Genomic DNA, 15,902 nt, shown 5'->3' with positions numbered 1-15,902 from the left:
TCAGTGAGCGGAGGCGACGGGCTCCTCCACGGGGTGCGCCGGGCCTTCCACCTCGACGTATGCCTCGCCCTCGGGCCACGGCACATCGGTGTAGGCGACCAGCACCTCGGGCAGCCCCTGATCCTCGTGTGCCATGAGTTCCAGCCGGTGGTCGCTGCCCCGGAAGTGGCAGCGGTGGACCCGGGTGCGCACCTTGCCGGGTCCGGGCGTGACGCTGAGGCGCAGCTGGCGCGGGCGCAGCAGTACCGGACCCCGGCGCGCCGCACCGGCGTTGACGGTGAGCTTCAGGATGCCGAACGCGGTGTCGGCCCGCAGACCGTCCAGCTGGGCCGCGACGATGTTGGCCTCGCCGAGGAACCCGGCGACCGAGGCGTCGGCCGGTTCGCGGTAGAGCACCTGGGGCGTGGCCTGCTGGACGATCCGGCCCGCCCGCATCACCGCGATGGTGTCCGCGAACGAGATCGCCTCGTCCTGGTCGTGGGTGACCAGGACGGCGGTGGCCCCGGCCGCGCGCAGGGTGGCGGCGACCTCGGCGCGCAGCTCGGTGCGCAGGGCCGCGTCCAGGGCGGCGAACGGCTCGTCCAGGAGCAGCAGTTCGGGCCTGGGGGCGAGGGCCCGGGCCAGCGCGACCCGCTGCTGCTGGCCGCCGGAGAGCTGATGCGGATGGCGGCCGCCGAGCCCGGGCAGCCCGATCAGGTCCAGGAGTTCGGCGACCCGCTCGCGGCGCTGCGACCGGGGCAGGCCGAAGCCTATGTTCGCGGCGACGCTCAAGTGCGGGAAGAGGGCGCCGTCCTGGGGTACGTAACCGATCCGGCGGCGCTCGGCGGGCAGCCGGCGCCGTCCGTCGTCGAGCAGGGTGCCGCCGAGCGCGACCTCGCCGCGCAGCGCGGGGTGGAACCCGGCGACGACGCGCAGCAGGGTGGACTTGCCACACCCCGACGGGCCGAGGACGCAGGCGAGGGCGCCGTTCGGTACGGCGAGGTCGACGCCGTCGAGGATCGGGGTGCGGCCGTGGGCCGCGTGCAGGGCGGTGATCGCGAGGCCGCTCATCGGGAGGACTCCGGGGTGGGGTGGGAGTTAGGGCCTGTCCGGTGGATCTGGCCTGGGACGCGTGGGTCTGGCACGCACATCTGCCGCGTTGTCGTCGGTTGCCGACGCTCCGCGTCGCCGCCCTCCTCCGCCTTGCAGCTGCACGCACCAGACCCACGCTCACCAGGACCGAAAAGGGTGTCCCGGGCCGAGGGCGGCCAGATCCACCGGACAGGCCCTAGCGCGCGCCGGGTCAGGAGCAGCACCGGGGGCACGGACATGAGGACCATCAGCGCCGCGTACGGGGCGGCGGCGCCGTACGCCAGACCGCTGGTGTAGATCCAGAACTGGGTGGCCAGGGTCTGGGTGCCGGTGGGGCGCAGCAGCAGGGTGGCGGTGAGTTCGGTGCTCGCCGTCAGGAGCACCATCGCGGCGGCCGCCCCGAGCCCGGGCAGCACCAGCGGGAGAGTGACCCGGGCGAAGACGGCGAGGGGGCGCGTGCCCAGCGAGCGGGCGACCTCCTCGACGCCCGGCGGCACATGGGCGAGGGCCGCGCGCACGGCGGTGAGGGCGAGCGGGAAGAAGAGGATCACATAGCCGGTGACCAGCATCGGGGGCTGCTGGTAGAGGGGTTGGGCATAACGGATGGCGAAGAACACCACGGAGAGGGCCACCGCGATGCCCGGCAGCGCGCGGGTGAGGTACGCGGCACGCTCGGCGGTCCGGGCGAGCCGGGTGCCGCGCCGCCAGCCGTAGAGCGCCACCGGCACGGCGGCGGCGGTGGACACGGCGGCCGCCGCCGAGGCGTAGCCGAGGGTGGTAAGCGCGGAGGACCACACGGAGGCCGACGGCAGCGTGGTCGAATCGCCCTTCACCAGCCAGTAGCCGAGCGCGTAGAGCGGAACGCCGAGCGACACGGCGACGACCGCCGCCAGCGCGCCGCACGCGGGCAGCTTCCAGCGGCCGAGCGGGGCGGGCGCGGCGCGACGGGCGCCGCCGCCGGGGCGGGTGACCCGGCCCCGGCGGCCTGCCCAGGCGTCCAGGCCGACCAGCAGCAGCGCGAGCAGGACGAGCACCAGGGTGAGCAGCGAGGCCGACGCGGCGTCGAAGCCGAGCTTGTACTCGGTGAAGATGGCGGTGGCGAAGGTGGTGTAGCGCAGCATCGCGAACGCGCCGTACTCGCCGAGCAGATAGAGCGAGACCAGCAGCGCGCCACCGGCGAGCGCGGGGCGCGTCAGCGGCACGGTGACCCGCCACAGCGTGGCCCACGGCCCGCGCCCCAGGCTGCGCGACACCTCCTCGGCGGCCCCGTCCGTACGCCGCAGGGTGGCCGCGACCGGGAGCAGGACCAGCGGGTAGAGCGAGCAGGTCATCACCAGGACCGCGCCCCAGTAGCCGTGCACGGACGGGTAGAGCGAGACCCAGGAGTAGCCGCGGACGAACTCGGGGACGGCGAGCGGCAGCGCGAGCAGCACCGTCCACCAGCGCCGTCCGGGCAGATCCGTGCGCTCGATGAGATAGGCGGCGCCGAAGCCGATGACGGCGGTGCCCAGGGTCACGGCGGCGGACAGGGCCAGGGTGTGCTGGACGAGGGTGGCGATCACCGGCCGCCCGAGCAGCCGGTGCGCCTGGTCCCAACCGGCCTGGCTCGCCTGCATCCCGACGAAGACGAGCGGCGAGACGACCACGGCGACGACGCCGAAGGCGAGCAGGGGCAGCGGCGAGAGCAGACCGGCGGCCCGCCGCAGCCGCAGCGGGGCGGGGCCGTCCCCGGTGAGCGGGGTGATCACTGGAGGAGGCCGGTGTCCTGGAGGAGTTGCAGGGCTTCCTTGCCGTCACCGAGCTCGGCGACGGAGGCGACGGTTCCGACCGAGCCGAGCGGTGCGAGCTCGGGCTTGCCCGGCACGCCCGCGACCAGCGGGTACTCATAGCTCTGGGACCCGGCGATCAGCTTCTGGGCGTCCTTGCCGTCGAGGTAGGCGAGGAACGCCTGGGCCGCGGCCCGGTGCTTGCTGGTCTTGAGGATGCCCGCGCCGGAGACGTCGACGAGCGCGCCGGGGTCGCCCTTGGCGAAGTAGTGCAGCTTACTGTGGGTGCCGGCCGCGCTCTTCTCGTCGCGCAGGCGGTACCAGTAGTAGTGGTCCACGACCCCGCCCTGCACCTCGCCGCTGTTGACGGCCACCGACAGGTCCTCGTTGCTGTTGTAGACCTTGGCGTTGGCCTTCAGTCCCTCCAGCCACTTCTTGGCGCCGTCGGCGCCGTCGGTCTTGATCATGCGGGTGACGATCGGGGCGAAGTCGGTCTCGCCGGGGGCGATGCCGAGCCGCCCCTTCCAGGCCGGCGAGGCGAGATCGCGTACGGAGGCGGGCGGTGCGCTGTCGGCCGGAGTGCCGGTACGCGCGACGAACGCGGCGGTGCGCGCGGACACCCCGACCCAGCCGCCCTTGGGCGAACTGTCGGCCGCGGCCACGGACTTGAGGGTCGCCGGTGCGACGTCCGCCAGCAGCCCCTTCTCTTCGAGAACGGTCAGCGCCGGCGGGTTCTCCGCGTAGAAGACATCGGCCGGGGAGGCGGGTCCCTCCTGAAGGATCTGGTTGGCGAGCTCGGCCTCGTCGCCCGAGCGCAGCTTGACCTTCACCCCGGTGCGCTTCTCGAAGTCCGCGGTCAGTGCCTTGACGGTCTGCTCGTGCTGCCCGCTGTAGACGGTGATCGACTGCCCTGCGAGCGACCCACCGGTCGCCGTCGGCGCTGCGTCGGCGCCCTTGCCGCTGTCGGAGCTGGAGCACCCCGTCACGAGAAGCAGGGAGGCGGCGGCCACGGTCGACAGGGCCGCGAGCGGCCGTGCGGTCTTGGGCACGATGGAGTCCTTACGGGCGATGGGTACGGAACCAGAAGCCCACCCCGACGGGATGCGGCCCGGCGTGGTTAGCTGAGGCATACCTTATGGAGAAACAGCCGTGCCGTCTACATGGCTGTAGACACTTGATCGACTGGGGCGCGCGGGGGCTTCGCGGCGATCCCGCGGCGGGCCCGGAAAACGCAAAAAACCCCAGGTGAACTGGGGTTTTTACGGGTGTTGCTGGTGTCCGAGGGGGGACTTGAACCCCCACGCCCGATAAAGGGCACTAGCACCTCAAGCTAGCGCGTCTGCCATTCCGCCACCCGGACCAGGTGTTTTGTCTCGCGGGCTTGTTCCCCGCGGCGACAGAGATAACTCTACCAGGGGTTTGAGGTGCCGTTCACCCGCATATCGCGTGGTCAGGCGAGCGCGGGCGGACGGCGGCACAGATGAGCACGTCGGCCCGCGCGTCCCCGGCGAGATCCGCCGAGCAGGCTCTAGCCTCGGCGGGTGGGCAAGGGCGAGCGTTATCGGCGGCCTCGGATGCTGTCGCCGCTGCGGGAGCATCTGCGGGACACCTTCTGGTTCGCGCCGAGCGCGGCGCTGGCGCTGGTGTGTCTGCTGTGGCTGCTGGCGCACTGGCTGGACACGGCGATCGTCGACGAGCTGCACCGGCAGGGCGAGAACGAGGCGATCAGCGATCTCATCGGTCTTGTCGACGACCTGAAGACCGTGGTCACCACCGTCAGCTCGGCGATGATGACCTTCATCGGTGTGGTCTTCAGCATCTCGCTGGTCGCCGTGCAGATGGCCAGCGGGCTCACCCCGCGGGTGGTGCGGATCTTCGTACGCTCCCGGATCACCAAGCTGACCTTCGCCGTCTTCCTCTCCACCTTCGCGCTCTCGCTGCTCGTCCTCACCTCGTACAGCGGCGAGACCGATCCGGGGCGCGTCGACAGCGTGCCGGTCACCCAGAGCGTGCTCACGATCGTGCTGGTCGCGCTGAGCCTGCTCCTGTTCATCGCGTACGTGAACGCGACGCTGCGGCTGATGCGGGTCGGGCACGTCGTCGAGCGGATCGCCGCCGAGGCGTTCCGGGTGCTGCACAAGATGCCCCGGGGCGGGATCGACGGGGACGAGCTGCCCGGGGAGAGCGGACAGGTCGGGCACAGCGGGCGAGCCGGGTTGCTGCGGGACGTGAACATCGCCCGGCTCGTACGCGCCGCCCGCCGCCAGGGCGTGGTGCTGCGCCTCATTCCGCGCATCGGGGACTTCGTGGTGCCCGGCACCCCCATGCTGGCGGTGCACGGCGGGCGGGCGCCGTCGCGCCGGGCGCTCGGGTACACGGTGTCGGTGGGGGTGGAGCGCACGTTCCACCAGGACCTCGGCTTCGGGCTGCGCCAGCTCTGCGACATCGCGCTACGGGCGCTCTCCCCGGCCGTGAACGATCCGACCACGGCGGTGCAGTGCCTGGACCGGATCGTGCAGCTGCTCGCCGCGCTCGCCCCCCTGCCCCTGGGGAACGTGGGCCACCGGGACCGCCGGGGCGCGGTGCGGCTCGTCCAGCCCGTACCGTCGTGGGGCGACTTCGTGGACCTCGGCCTCGCCGAGATCCGTACGTACGCGATCGGCAGCCCCCAGGTCACCCGGCGGCTGATGGCCGCCCTGGACGAGCTCCTGCGGCTGGCTCCCCCGGAGCGCGCCGAGCCGCTGCTGCGCCATCGGGCCCTGCTCGTACAAGCGGTGGAGCGGAGCGTCCCGGAGTCGGCCGAGCGGGCGTTCGCGCTGGAGGCGGACCGCCAGGGGATCGGCTAGGACAGGAGTGGTTGACTGCCTCCATGAGAATTGGCGACACGGTCGACGACTTCGAGCTCCCCGACGAGACCGGCACCCCGCGCAGCCTGTCGGGGCTGCTGGCCCAGGGCCCCGCCGTGCTGTTCTTCTACCCGGCGGCCCTCACCCCCGGCTGCACCGCTCAGGCCTGCCATTTCCGCGACATCGCCGGGGAGTTCCGGGCCCTCGGGGCGCAGCCGGTCGGCATCAGCGCCGACTCCGTCGAGCGGCAGGCCGAGTTCACCGAGAAGCACTCGTTCGGCTATCCGCTGCTCTCGGACCCGGACGGCGGCGTACGGGAACGCTTCGGCGTCAAGCGGGGGTTCAGCATGGCCCCGACCAAGCGCGTCACGTTCGTCATAGACACCGACCGCCGCGTCCTGGAGATCGTCAAGAGCGAGATCCGCATGAACGTGCATGCCGACCGCGCTCTCGACGTCCTGCGCAAGCGCGCCCGATAGGACGCGCGCCCTTACGCGTACGACTGAGGGAAGTTCCCCGGCAGCCGCTCCCCCGCCGGTCCCTCCGTGACCGCGCGGACCAGCAGCTCGCCGCCGACGAACGCGCCGCGCCAGGACGCGCCGAAGCCGCCGAACAGCTCCTCGCGGTCGCCGCGTGAACGCGCCTTGCCGCGGCCGACCTTGAAGGCCCGTATCTGCGGGGCCAGCCGTGCGTAGGTCTCCGGGTCGTCGGTCGACAGGCTGGCGACCAGCGCCCCGTTCGAGGCGTTCATGGCGGCCAGGAGCTCCGCCTCCGTGTCGACCAGGACGATGGTGTCGACCGGGCCGAACGGCTCCGCGTGGAACAGCGGTGACGACGGCGGCGGGTTGAGCAGCGTCACCGGCGGCAGATACGCGCCGGTGTCCTGGCCCGCCAGGAAGCGGCCGTCGGCGAGGCTGCCCCGGTGCAGCGGGACGGCGCCGCGGTCGATCGCCTCGGTGACCTGGTCACCCAGCTCCTTGGCCTTGGCCGCGTTGATGAGCGGCCCGAAGTCCAGCTCGGGCAGGGCGTCTTCGGGATGCTCCACCGCGAGGGGGTGGCCCGTGCGGACCTTGCGGACCGCCGGGAGGTACGCGGCGAGGAACTGGTCGAAGAGCGCGCGCTGCACGACGAACCTCGGGTACGCGGTACACCGCTGCTTGCCGTAGTCGTACAGCTTGGGAATGACGGTGGACAGGGCGTCCCAGTCCGAATAGTTCCAGATTCCCCAGGTGTTGAGCCCTTCCTGTTCGAGGATGTGCCGCTTGCCGATGTCGGTGACGGCCGTGGCGATGCGCGCGCCGGTGTCGCGGCCGCCGACGAACGACACACAGCCGATCTCCGGCGAGCGCACCAGCGCCTCGGAGAGCTCGCCGCCGCTGCCGCTGACGAGGGTGACGGGGATGCCCTCGCGCACGGCCAGCGCACTGGCCAGGGTGAGGCAGGCGACGCCGCCGTCCGTCGGGGTCTTGGCGATGACGGCGTTGCCGGCCAGTGCCTGTACCAGCATCGCGTGAACGAGCACGCTCATCGGATAGTTCCAGCTCGCGATGTTGGAGACGGGACCGGCCAGCGGGGTGCGGCCGTCGACCATCGCGTCGATGTTCTCCACGTACCAGCGCACTCCGTCGATCGCGCGGTCGACGTCCGCCTGGGCGAGCCGCCAGGGCTTGCCGATCTCCCAGACGAGGAGCAGGGCGAGCAGTTCGCGGTGTTCGGTGAGCGCGTCGAGGGTGGCGCCGACGCGGGCCCCGCGCTCGGCGAGCGGGGTGTGCCGCCAGGCGCGGTGCTGGTCGAGCGAGGCGCGGACCGCCTGTTGGGCGGTGGGCGCGTCCAGCCGCGGCGGGCCCGCGATGGGAGTGCCGTCGACGGGACTGGTGGCGGGCAGGGCGCGGCCGTCGGGCCGCCACTGCGCGGCCCAGAGGTTGAGGACGCGGTCGTCCCGGAACGCCTCGGGCGCGATCGCCCGGCAGCGCTGCCAGGCGTCGGCCCAGGCGGTGCCGGGCTTGAGGGTGAGGGTGGGTGCCATCTGTGGGTCTCCGCTCAGGTCGGGCGGGGCAGGAGGTGGCGCTACGGCCGCCTTCGCACGGGGCGGCCGTACGGCGAAGGTAGTGACCGGGGACCGGTCGCGGTACGCACCCACGGTCAATTATGAGTGACATCACGTGAGTGGGGACCGCATGCTGAGACGGGCGGGGGTGCTTCGTATACAGGGTGCACGTGACGGTGCCGGTCCAAGTGGCCGCCCCCGCCCCGGTTATGGTGTGCGCCGCACGATCGGCACAGGCATGCGAGACAGGGGGACCACATGGCGGACGCGGACGGCGCCACCGGAGCGCCACGGGCGGCAGAGGCGTCCGGCACTGCCACAGGGGTGTCCGGCGCCCACACGTCCGGCACCGAGGACCGGCGGGTCTCCACCCTGGAGCTCTTCTTCGACCTGGTCTTCGTCTTCACCCTGACCCAGCTGACCGTACTGCTCACCCATGACCTGTCGTTCGCCCAGGCCGGGCGGGTGCTGCTGATCTTCGTGGTGCTGTTCTGGATGTACGGGGCGTACGCCTATCTCACCAACCAGGTACCGCCCGAGACCAACGCCCGGCGCCTCCCGCTCGTCCTCGGCATGAGCGGATTTCTCACCTGCGCCCTGGCGATCCCCGGGGTGTTCAAGGACGACGGTGTGGCGTTCGGCCTCGGCTATCTGCTGGTCACCGTGGTGCACAGCGCGCTGTACGCCCTGATCCACGGCCGGTACGTGCTCAGTTTCGCGCTGCCCAATGTGGCGGCCGCGCTCTGTGTCACCGCCGCCGGTACGGTCGGCGGCCGCGCCACCGAGGCGTGGTGGCTGGCGGCGATCGTGATCCAGACGGTCACACCGGGCATCTCGGGCCGGATCACCGGCCGGTACACCGACACCAGCGAGCCGGTGACCAGCCGGGTCGGGGCGCTGGACCCGGCGCACTTCGTGGAGCGCCACGGGCTGCTGCTGATCGTCGCGTTCGGCGAGTCCGTCATCGCGATCGGGGTCGGCTCCGGCGACCTCCGGCTCGATCTGGGCCTGTTCGGCGGAGTGGTCATCGCCCTCGCGCTGGCGACCGCGCTGTGGTGGACCTACTTCATCCGGGACGAGGCGGCGGCCGAGGCGGCGCTGCGCCGGGTCACGGGGATCACCCGCTTCCGGACCACCATGCGGGCGTACTTCTACTGCTTCGTGCCGATGCTGCTCGGGGTCGCCGTGCTCGCGGCCGGGGTGAAGAAGTCCATCGGGCATCTGCCGGACCAGCTGCCGACCGCGCCCGCCGTGGCGCTCGCGGGCGGTGTGGCGCTCTTCCTCGCGGGCAACGTCGCCTTCCGCGCGTCGCTGCGGATCGCGCCGCTGGGCTACCGCGCGGCCGCCACCGCGGCCGCGCTGGCCACCGCGCTGCTCGGCGTCCAGGTGGACGCGCTCGCCGAGCTGTTCGCGCTGGTGCTGGTCCTGGTCGCGATGCTGCTCGCGGAGGCGCGGTGGGGCGAGTGCGCGGACGCGGAGGCCGCAGCGGCGGCGGTCGGCTGAGCTCGCGGTGCCTGTCGCTCAGGGGCAGCGGATGACCTGGCCCGCGTACGAGAGGTTGCCGCCGAAGCCGAAGAGCAGGACCGGGTCGCCGGTGCCGATCTCGCCGCGCTCGACCAGCTTGGACAGGGCCATCGGGATGCTCGCGGCGGAGGTGTTGCCGGAGTCGACGACATCGCGGGCGATGACCGCGTTGACCGCGCCGATCTTGCGGGCGACCGGTTCGATGATGCGGAGGTTGGCCTGGTGCAGGACGACGGCGGCCAGGTCCTCGGGGGTGAGCCCGGCCCGCTCGCACACCTGGCGGGCGATCGGCGGGAGTTGGGTGGTGGCCCAGCGGTAGACGGCCTGGCCCTCCTGCGCGAAGACCGGCGGGGTGCCCTCGATGCGCACGGCATGGCCCATCTCGGGGACCGAGCCCCACAGCACCGGGCCGATCAGCTCCTCGTCCGACGCCTCGACCACGGCGGCGCCCGCGCCGTCGCCGACCAGGACGCAGGTGGTGCGGTCGGTCCAGTCGGTGATGCCGGTCATCTTGTCCGCGCCGATGACCAGGGCCCGCTTGGACGAGCCGGCCCGTACGGCGTGGTCGGCGGTGGCCAGGGCGTGGGTGAACCCGGCGCAGACGACGTTGAGGTCCAGCACGGCGGGCGCGCCCATGCCGAGCCGGGCGGCGACCCGGGCCGCGGTGTTCGGGGAGCGGTCGACCGCGGTGGAGGTGGCGACCAGGACAAGGTCGATGTCGGCGGGGGTGAGCCCGGCGGTGGCCAGCGCCTTGGCGGCGGCGTGCGCGGCCAGCTCGTCGACGGGCTCGTCGGGACCCGCCACATGGCGGGTGCGGATGCCGACCCGGCTGCTGATCCACTCGTCGCTGGTCTCGACCATGGCGGCAAGGTCTTCGTTGGTGAGCACCTTCGCGGGCTGGTAGTGCCCGAGCGCGACGACGCGTGAGCCTCGCATGCCGGTCATGCCTCGATTCCCCTCGTAGGACATCAGGAGCCATCCAGTCTTCGTGGCTACCGACCGGTACAGGGGCAAGAGATCCAACAGGCTTCGCGCCATGCCTTTGGAGCCTTGTGTCAGCTCCGCGGCCAACCTCACCCTCCGGGTGCAGGACAATGAGTTCGTCAAGGTCACGTACAGAATCGGGAACAGTCGTATGGGACGGGTCACCGAGCGCCGCCGCGTCATCCGCATCCGGGACGGCGCGGTCTCCGCCAGGCCGGACACGCTGGTGGCCGAGGAGCCACTGGAGATCCGGCTGAACGGCAGGCCGCTCGCGATCACCATGCGCACCCCGGGCGACGACTTCGCGCTCGCGGCCGGGTTCCTGGTCAGCGAGGGCGTGATCGCGGCCGCCGACGACATACGGTCGATCGTGTACTGCGCGGGGGCGACGGCCGAGGGCGTCAACACGTACAACGTGGTGGACGTCCAGCTCGCACCGGGCGTCGAGGTCCCCGACATCACCCTGGAGCGCAACGTCTACACGACGTCGTCGTGCGGGCTGTGCGGCAAGGCCAGCCTCGACGCCGTCCGCACCAACGCCCGCTTCCCGATCGCCGACACTCCCCCGGTCCGCGTCACGCCCGAGCTCCTGGCGAGCCTGCCCGAGCGGCTGCGGGCCTCGCAGCGGGTCTTCGAGCGGACCGGCGGTCTGCACGCGGCCGCGCTCTTCTCGGACCAGGGCGAACTGCTGGACATCCGCGAGGACGTCGGCCGCCACAACGCGGTGGACAAGCTGGTGGGCCGCGCCGTGCAGGCCGGGGGGCTGCCGCTGTCGCGGGCGGTCCTGCTGGTGTCCGGCCGGGCTTCGTTCGAGCTGGCCCAGAAGGCGGTCATGGCCGGGATCCCGGTGCTCGCGGCGGTCTCGGCGCCCTCCTCGCTCGCGGTCGACCTGGCCGCCGAGAGCGGTCTGACGCTGGTCGGCTTCCTGCGGGGCGCGTCCATGAACGTGTACGCGGGCGAGCACCGCGTAGGCCTGTCGGCCCCGGCAGCGCGGGACTGACGGGCCGGCTCGCCGCCGCGGCTCTTCGGCTGCGGACCGTGCGTGGCTGGTCGCGCAGTTCCCCGCGCCCCTTTGGGGCACGGGGTGCCGCAGCGAATGTGCACCAGCCCGCTCAGCCGACCTCAGCGCCCCCGATCCTGCGCAGCAGGTCCATCAGCTGCTCGCGCTCGGCCGCGCTCAGCGGGGCGAGGAGTTCCGCGTTGGCCCGGTCCGCCGCCGCCGAGCAGCGCGCGAGCATCCGCTCGCCCGCCGGCGTCACCGACACCGCGTTCTTGCGGCGGTCCTTCGGGTCCGGCTCGCGCAACACATATCCCTCGGCCTGAAGGTCGTTGAGGAAGCCGACCAGGTCCTTGGGGTCGAGGGAGATCCGCCGCCCGAGCTCGGCCTGCGCGATGGGCCCGTACTCGCAGACGGCGGCGAGCACCGCGTGGTGCCACATCTTGGCGCCCTCACCAGCGACGGCGTCGGCGACGAGGGCCCGGCCCCGGGTGGCGACGTGGCCGAGCAGCCAGCTCGGCAGGGCCTGGATGCGCTGGAGCGCGGGGAGCGAGGCGGCGGAGTCAGCACGTTGGGTCACTCTTCGACCATACCCAAAAACCATTGGACTTCCCAACGACTTCACTATACCGTTGGGACTCCCAACGAGTTCTCCACCAACCCCGGGAGGGTCCATGCGTCGTGTTCGCTTCGAGGTCAACGGCGGCCCCGAGGTCCTGTTCGTCGAGGACGTCGCGGCCCCCGCGCCCGGCCCCGGCGAACTCCTCGTGGCCACCGACGCCATCGGCATCACCCTGCCCGTCGTCCGCAAGGTCCGCGAGGGCAGCGCGCCGTTCCCGCTCGGCGGCGAGCTCGCCGGGACGGTGACGGCGGTCGGCGAGGGCGTCACCGCCTTCGCCCCCGGCGACCGGGTGACCGGCCTCTGCTTCTCGCACGGGTACGCCGACAGCGCCGTCCTCCACGAGTCCATGGCCTCGCACATCCCCGACCACGCGTCCGCCGTGGAAGCGGTCGCGCTGGTGCGCAGCGGCCTGGTGGCACGCGGCGCGTACGAGGCGGCGCGGCCGCGGCCGGGCGAGTCCGTGCTGGTGACGGCGGCGGCGAGCGCGGTCGGCCAGATCGCGCTCCAACTGGCGAAGGCGGGCGGCGCACGCCGGGTCGTCGCCGCCGTGAGCTCGGCCGACAAGGCGGACTTCGTACGGGAGTCGGGCGCCGACGAGGTCGTGGTGTACGGCGACGAGTCCTGGGGCGAGCCGGTCGACATCGTCCTCGACGGCGTCGGCGGCGATCTGCTCACCCCGGCGGTGAAGGCGCTCGCGCCCGGCGGCCGGCTGGTCGCGTTCAGCTCGGGCGGCGGCACGGTCGCGGCCTACGACCTGCTGGTGGGCGCCAAGTCGGTGATCGGGTTCCAGATGGCGCTGATCGCCCGCAACCGGCCCGAGCTGTACGCGGCCTGGCGCGAGGAGCTGTGGGACCTGCACCGCTCGGGCGGCATCCGCGCGGCCGTCCACGCCGAGCTGCCGCTGGAGGAGGCCGCCCGGGCCCATGAACTCATCGACTCCCGCCGGAACTTGGGGAAGGTCGTGCTGGTCACCGGCAGGGCGTGAGGGTGGGGGGGCGGGTCGTACTGGTCACGCGCGCGGCATGCTGGTCACGCGCGCGGCGTGAGAACCGGCGCGGGGCGCACCTCCCGCGCGCTCCGCTCGGCCGCGCGCCGCTTCGCCAGCACCGCGCACACCATCAGCTGCATCTGGTGGAACAGCATCAACGGCAGCACCGCGAGCGAGGCCTGGGCGCCGAACAGGACGCTGGCCATGGGCAGTCCCGACGCCAGGCTCTTCTTCGAACCGGCGAACTGGATCGCGATCCGGTCGCCCCTGTCGAAGCCGAGCCGCTTCGCCCCGTACCAGCTGACCGCCAGCATCACGGCGAGCAGCACCGCCTCGGTGAGCAGCAGCACGCCGAGACGGGCCGGGCTCACCTGGTGCCAGATGCCCCGGACCATCCCCTCGCTGAACGCCGTGTAGACGACGAGCAGGATCGAGCCCCGGTCCACCAGGCCCAGGACCTTCTTGTGCCGGGTGAGGAAGCCGCCCACCCAGCGGCGCAGCAGCTGCCCCGCCACGAACGGCGCCAGCAGCTGGAGCGCGATCTTCACCATGGAGTCCGCCGAGACCCCTCCCCCGCCGCCGCCCAGCAGCAGCGCCGCAAGCAGCGGGGTCACGAAGATCCCGGCGAGGCTGGAGAACGAGCCGGCGCAGATCGCCGCGGGCACGTTGCCGCCCGCGATCGAGGTGAAGGCGATCGAGGACTGGATGGTCGACGGGACCAGGCACAGGAACAGGAACCCGTGGTAGAGGTCCGGGGTCAGCACGCCGGGCACCAGGCCGCGCGCGGCCAGCCCGAGCAGCGGGAAGAGCACGAACGTGCAGGCGAGGACGGTCACATGGAGCCGCCAGTGGCGCAGGCCGTCCATCGCCTCACGGGTGGAGAGCCGGGCCCCGTACAGGAAGAAGAGCAGCGAGACCGCCCCGGTCGAGGCGCCGCTCGCCACGTGCGCGGCCCCTCCGGAGACGGGCAGCAGCGCCGCCAGGGCCACGGTGGCGATCAGCGACAGGATGAACGGGTCGATCGGCAGCCAGGACGGCAACTGCGGGGTGCGGCGCTTCATGGCTCCACTTCGGGTCGGATTGCGGGCGGCGGGTCGGCTCAGGTCGTACGGCGTACCGCGAGCGGTCGGGATCATGTCCTCCCGATCATTCACCCCACCACCGCGATCGGGAATCCCGTACACCACTCTGACTGTCATCACATTCCGCGATAACGTTTCCTCCGTGTACGAGCCCCAGCAGCTGCGGACCTTTCTGGCCGTCGCGCAGACCCTGAGCTTCACGCAGGCTGCGCGGCGGCTCGGGGTGCGCCAGTCCACCGTCAGCCAGCATGTGCGGCGCCTGGAGGACGCGACCGGGCGGCCGCTGTTCAGCCGGGACACCCACAGCGTGCGGCTGACCGAGGACGGCGAGGCGATGCTCGGCTTCGCCCGGACGATCCTGGCCGCCAACGAGCGCGCGGCCGCCTACTTCACCGGCACCCGGCTGCGCGGCCGACTCCGGTTCGGCGCGTCCGAGGACTTCGTGCTCACCCGGCTCCCCGAGATCCTGGAGGCGTTCCGCCGCGAGCACCCGGAGGTCGACCTGGAGCTGACGGTGGAGCTCTCCGGCACCCTGCACCGCCGCCTTGAGGCGGGCCGCCTCGACCTCGTCCTGGCCAAGCGCCGCCCGGGCGACACCCACGGCGAACTGGTCTGGCAGGACACCCTGTGCTGGATCGGCGCGCCCGGGCTGCGCCTCGACCCCGACCGTCCGGTGCCGCTGATCCTCTTCCCGCCGCCCGGCATCACCCGGGCCCGCGCCCTTGAGGTCCTGGAGGAGCACGGCCGCGCCTGGCGCATCGCCTGCACCAGCGGCAGCCTCAGCGGACTCGTCGCGGCGGCCCGCGCGGGGCTCGGCGTGATGGCCCACACGCGCGGCCTGCTTCCGCCGGGCCTGGTGCCGCTGCCGCCGAGGTCGGGGCTGCCGGAGCTCGGCGGGGTGGACTTCGTGCTGCTGCACGGACGGCGCCGCCCGGCGGCCCAGGAGGCGGCGGACGCGCTGGCGGCGGCGATCCTGGCGGGCGGGGTCAGCCCGCGTACGTCAGCCGCTTGACCTGGCGCAGCAGCGGCGCCGTCTCGACGTGCTGGACCCCCTCCAGGGTGCCGAGCTTCTCGCTGAGATACGTGTAGAGCTCGGCGGGTTCGCGGCAGATGACGACGGCGACGATGTTGGAGGGACCCGAGGTCGCGGCGGCGAACGGGATCTCGGGGTGCGAGGCGAGGGCGGCGCCCACCGAGGCGAGCGCCGCGGGCGCGACCGTGATCCACAGCATCGCCTTGCTGCGGTAGCCGAACCGGGCCGAGTCGAACTCGACGTCGATGAACAGGGCGCCGGAGCTCAGGAGTTGGTCGAGGCGGCGCTTGACGGCCGACTCGGAGCGGCCGGTGGCCTTCTGGAGCTCGGGGTAGCCCGCGCGGCCGTTCTGCTCCAGGGCCGCGATCAGCGCCTCGTCCGCCGCGTCGAGCCGGAGCGGGCCCACGTGTCTCTCGGCCGGTGCCACGGGCGCGGGCCGCAGCGCCGCGCTCTCCTCGGCCGTCAGCGCCGGGCCCTTGGTGAACCAGCCGAGCTGGCCGCCGTAGAAGGTGTGGAGCAGCTGGTGGGCGCCGATCTCGACGATGCTCGGGGTGCGCGGCAGCTTGCCGAGCAGCAGCGCCTCGTGGTCCTCGGGCCTGCGGGACTCGGTCGTGCACACCACCTCGGTGCCGCCGGAGGTGAGCCCGATCCACTTGGTGTCGGGGCGGCGGGCCAGCGCCGTGGCGATGGAGACGGACGCGTCCGGGGTGCAGCGCAACCGCAGCATCCAGTGGGCGTGGCCGAACCGTTCGAGGTCGCGGACCGCGACGACCCGCAGCTCGCCCTCGGCGTAAAGCCGCCGGTAGCGGCGGGCCACGGTCTGGTCGGAGACGCCGAGCACGGCGGCGATCCGACTGAAGGGGGCCCGGCCGTCCAGTTGCAGCGCGTTGACGATACGCAGATCCAGCTCGTCGAACTCGGGTGAATCCACCGGTCCAGCCC

14 protein-coding genes and 1 tRNA gene are annotated in these 15,902 nt (G+C 72.6%); 6 read left to right on the top strand and 9 right to left on the bottom strand.

The annotated features are described in order from the left end of the window. From ACGFRG_RS15720 to ACGFRG_RS15705, 4 genes are all read right to left on the bottom strand, one after another. A complete protein-coding gene (locus tag ACGFRG_RS15720; protein WP_361419392.1) occupies positions 1 to 1,050 on the bottom strand; it encodes an ABC transporter ATP-binding protein in 1,050 nt (349 codons plus the stop codon). Beyond that, entirely contained in the window at positions 1,047 to 2,819 is a 1,773-nt protein-coding gene (locus tag ACGFRG_RS15715; RefSeq protein WP_393264212.1) for an ABC transporter permease, read from the bottom strand. Before ACGFRG_RS15715 ends, ACGFRG_RS15720 begins: the two co-directional genes overlap by 4 nt. After that, positions 2,816 to 3,886, bottom strand: a complete 1,071-nt coding sequence (locus tag ACGFRG_RS15710) for an extracellular solute-binding protein (RefSeq protein WP_361419398.1) — start codon at positions 3,884 to 3,886, stop codon at positions 2,816 to 2,818. Before ACGFRG_RS15710 ends, ACGFRG_RS15715 begins: the two co-directional genes overlap by 4 nt. A 223-nt stretch (positions 3,887 to 4,109) precedes the next feature. Beyond that, positions 4,110 to 4,197 (bottom strand) — tRNA-Leu (locus tag ACGFRG_RS15705). Positions 4,198 to 4,411: 214 nt separating this feature from the next. Here ACGFRG_RS15705 and ACGFRG_RS15700 point away from each other — a divergent pair. Both ACGFRG_RS15700 and ACGFRG_RS15695 read left to right on the top strand, forming a co-directional pair. Further along, the gene (locus ACGFRG_RS15700; RefSeq protein ID WP_393264426.1) at positions 4,412 to 5,683 is read left to right on the top strand and encodes a DUF2254 domain-containing protein; all 1,272 of its coding nucleotides are present in this window, start codon (positions 4,412 to 4,414) and stop codon (positions 5,681 to 5,683) included. 23 nt (positions 5,684 to 5,706) lie between these two features. After that, positions 5,707 to 6,162: a peroxiredoxin gene (locus ACGFRG_RS15695; protein WP_361419401.1), complete on the top strand. Its 456-nt coding sequence runs from the start codon at positions 5,707 to 5,709 to the stop codon at positions 6,160 to 6,162. Between the two features lie 11 nt (positions 6,163 to 6,173). Here ACGFRG_RS15695 and ACGFRG_RS15690 read toward each other — a convergent pair whose 3' ends face one another. Continuing rightward, positions 6,174 to 7,709, bottom strand: a complete 1,536-nt coding sequence (locus tag ACGFRG_RS15690) for an aldehyde dehydrogenase family protein (protein ID WP_393264208.1) — start codon at positions 7,707 to 7,709, stop codon at positions 6,174 to 6,176. A gap of 279 nt (positions 7,710 to 7,988) precedes the next feature. Between ACGFRG_RS15690 and ACGFRG_RS15685 the strand changes: the two genes are divergently transcribed. After that, positions 7,989 to 9,233 (top strand): low temperature requirement protein A, encoded by a 1,245-nt coding sequence (locus ACGFRG_RS15685; protein ID WP_393264205.1) that lies wholly within the window; start codon positions 7,989 to 7,991, stop codon positions 9,231 to 9,233. Between the two features lie 18 nt (positions 9,234 to 9,251). Here ACGFRG_RS15685 and ACGFRG_RS15680 read toward each other — a convergent pair whose 3' ends face one another. After that, the gene (locus tag ACGFRG_RS15680; protein WP_361420068.1) at positions 9,252 to 10,190 is read right to left on the bottom strand and encodes a beta-ketoacyl-ACP synthase III; all 939 of its coding nucleotides are present in this window, start codon (positions 10,188 to 10,190) and stop codon (positions 9,252 to 9,254) included. Positions 10,191 to 10,389: 199 nt separating this feature from the next. Between ACGFRG_RS15680 and fdhD the strand changes: the two genes are divergently transcribed. Next, positions 10,390 to 11,238 carry a formate dehydrogenase accessory sulfurtransferase FdhD gene (gene fdhD / locus ACGFRG_RS15675; RefSeq protein WP_393264203.1) on the top strand — a complete coding sequence of 283 codons (849 nt, stop codon included), beginning with the start codon at positions 10,390 to 10,392 and terminating at the stop codon, positions 11,236 to 11,238. 112 nt (positions 11,239 to 11,350) lie between these two features. Here fdhD and ACGFRG_RS15670 read toward each other — a convergent pair whose 3' ends face one another. Further along, positions 11,351 to 11,815 (bottom strand): MarR family winged helix-turn-helix transcriptional regulator, encoded by a 465-nt coding sequence (locus ACGFRG_RS15670; protein ID WP_393264200.1) that lies wholly within the window; start codon positions 11,813 to 11,815, stop codon positions 11,351 to 11,353. Between the two features lie 94 nt (positions 11,816 to 11,909). On the opposite strand from ACGFRG_RS15670, the gene ACGFRG_RS15665 reads away from it, so the two are divergent. Then, positions 11,910 to 12,842, top strand: a complete 933-nt coding sequence (locus tag ACGFRG_RS15665) for a zinc-binding dehydrogenase (RefSeq protein ID WP_361419416.1) — start codon at positions 11,910 to 11,912, stop codon at positions 12,840 to 12,842. 44 nt (positions 12,843 to 12,886) lie between these two features. On the opposite strand, the gene ACGFRG_RS15660 is transcribed toward ACGFRG_RS15665, so the two are convergent. Beyond that, positions 12,887 to 13,906 carry a bile acid:sodium symporter family protein gene (locus ACGFRG_RS15660; RefSeq protein ID WP_361419419.1) on the bottom strand — a complete coding sequence of 340 codons (1,020 nt, stop codon included), beginning with the start codon at positions 13,904 to 13,906 and terminating at the stop codon, positions 12,887 to 12,889. 163 nt (positions 13,907 to 14,069) lie between these two features. Here ACGFRG_RS15660 and ACGFRG_RS15655 point away from each other — a divergent pair, with 163 nt between their 5' ends. Beyond that, a complete protein-coding gene (locus ACGFRG_RS15655) occupies positions 14,070 to 14,939 on the top strand; it encodes a LysR substrate-binding domain-containing protein (RefSeq protein WP_393264196.1) in 870 nt (289 codons plus the stop codon). On the opposite strand, the gene ACGFRG_RS15650 is transcribed toward ACGFRG_RS15655, so the two are convergent. Next, entirely contained in the window at positions 14,914 to 15,891 is a 978-nt protein-coding gene (locus tag ACGFRG_RS15650) for an AsnC family transcriptional regulator (protein ID WP_361419425.1), read from the bottom strand. The two genes, ACGFRG_RS15655 and ACGFRG_RS15650, sit on opposite strands and share 26 nt — an antisense overlap. Between the last annotated feature and the right edge of the window lie 11 nt (positions 15,892 to 15,902).

This window comes from Streptomyces sp. NPDC048696 (assembly GCF_043198895.1).
In the GTDB taxonomy this organism is placed as follows: Bacteria; Actinomycetota; Actinomycetes; order Streptomycetales; family Streptomycetaceae; genus Streptomyces.
The sequence above is the reverse complement of the archived record's forward strand: the minus strand, read 5'-3'. Positions and strand labels throughout refer to the sequence as shown.

What these genes read in the sequence shown, in the direction of transcription:
- ACGFRG_RS15695 (WP_361419401.1), top strand. Translation starts at nt 5,707, where the DNA reads ATGAGAATTGGCGACACGGTCGACGACTTCGAGCTCCCCGACGAGACC.
- ACGFRG_RS15690 (WP_393264208.1), bottom strand. Translation starts at nt 7,709, where the DNA reads ATGGCACCCACCCTCACCCTCAAGCCCGGCACCGCCTGGGCCGACGCC.
- ACGFRG_RS15665 (WP_361419416.1), top strand. Translation starts at nt 11,910, where the DNA reads ATGCGTCGTGTTCGCTTCGAGGTCAACGGCGGCCCCGAGGTCCTGTTC.
- ACGFRG_RS15660 (WP_361419419.1), bottom strand. Translation starts at nt 13,906, where the DNA reads ATGAAGCGCCGCACCCCGCAGTTGCCGTCCTGGCTGCCGATCGACCCG.
- ACGFRG_RS15685 (WP_393264205.1), top strand. Translation starts at nt 7,989, where the DNA reads ATGGCGGACGCGGACGGCGCCACCGGAGCGCCACGGGCGGCAGAGGCG.
- ACGFRG_RS15720 (WP_361419392.1), bottom strand. Translation starts at nt 1,050, where the DNA reads ATGAGCGGCCTCGCGATCACCGCCCTGCACGCGGCCCACGGCCGCACC.
- fdhD (WP_393264203.1), top strand. Translation starts at nt 10,390, where the DNA reads ATGGGACGGGTCACCGAGCGCCGCCGCGTCATCCGCATCCGGGACGGC.
- ACGFRG_RS15700 (WP_393264426.1), top strand. Translation starts at nt 4,412, where the DNA reads ATGCTGTCGCCGCTGCGGGAGCATCTGCGGGACACCTTCTGGTTCGCG.
- ACGFRG_RS15680 (WP_361420068.1), bottom strand. Translation starts at nt 10,190, where the DNA reads ATGCGAGGCTCACGCGTCGTCGCGCTCGGGCACTACCAGCCCGCGAAG.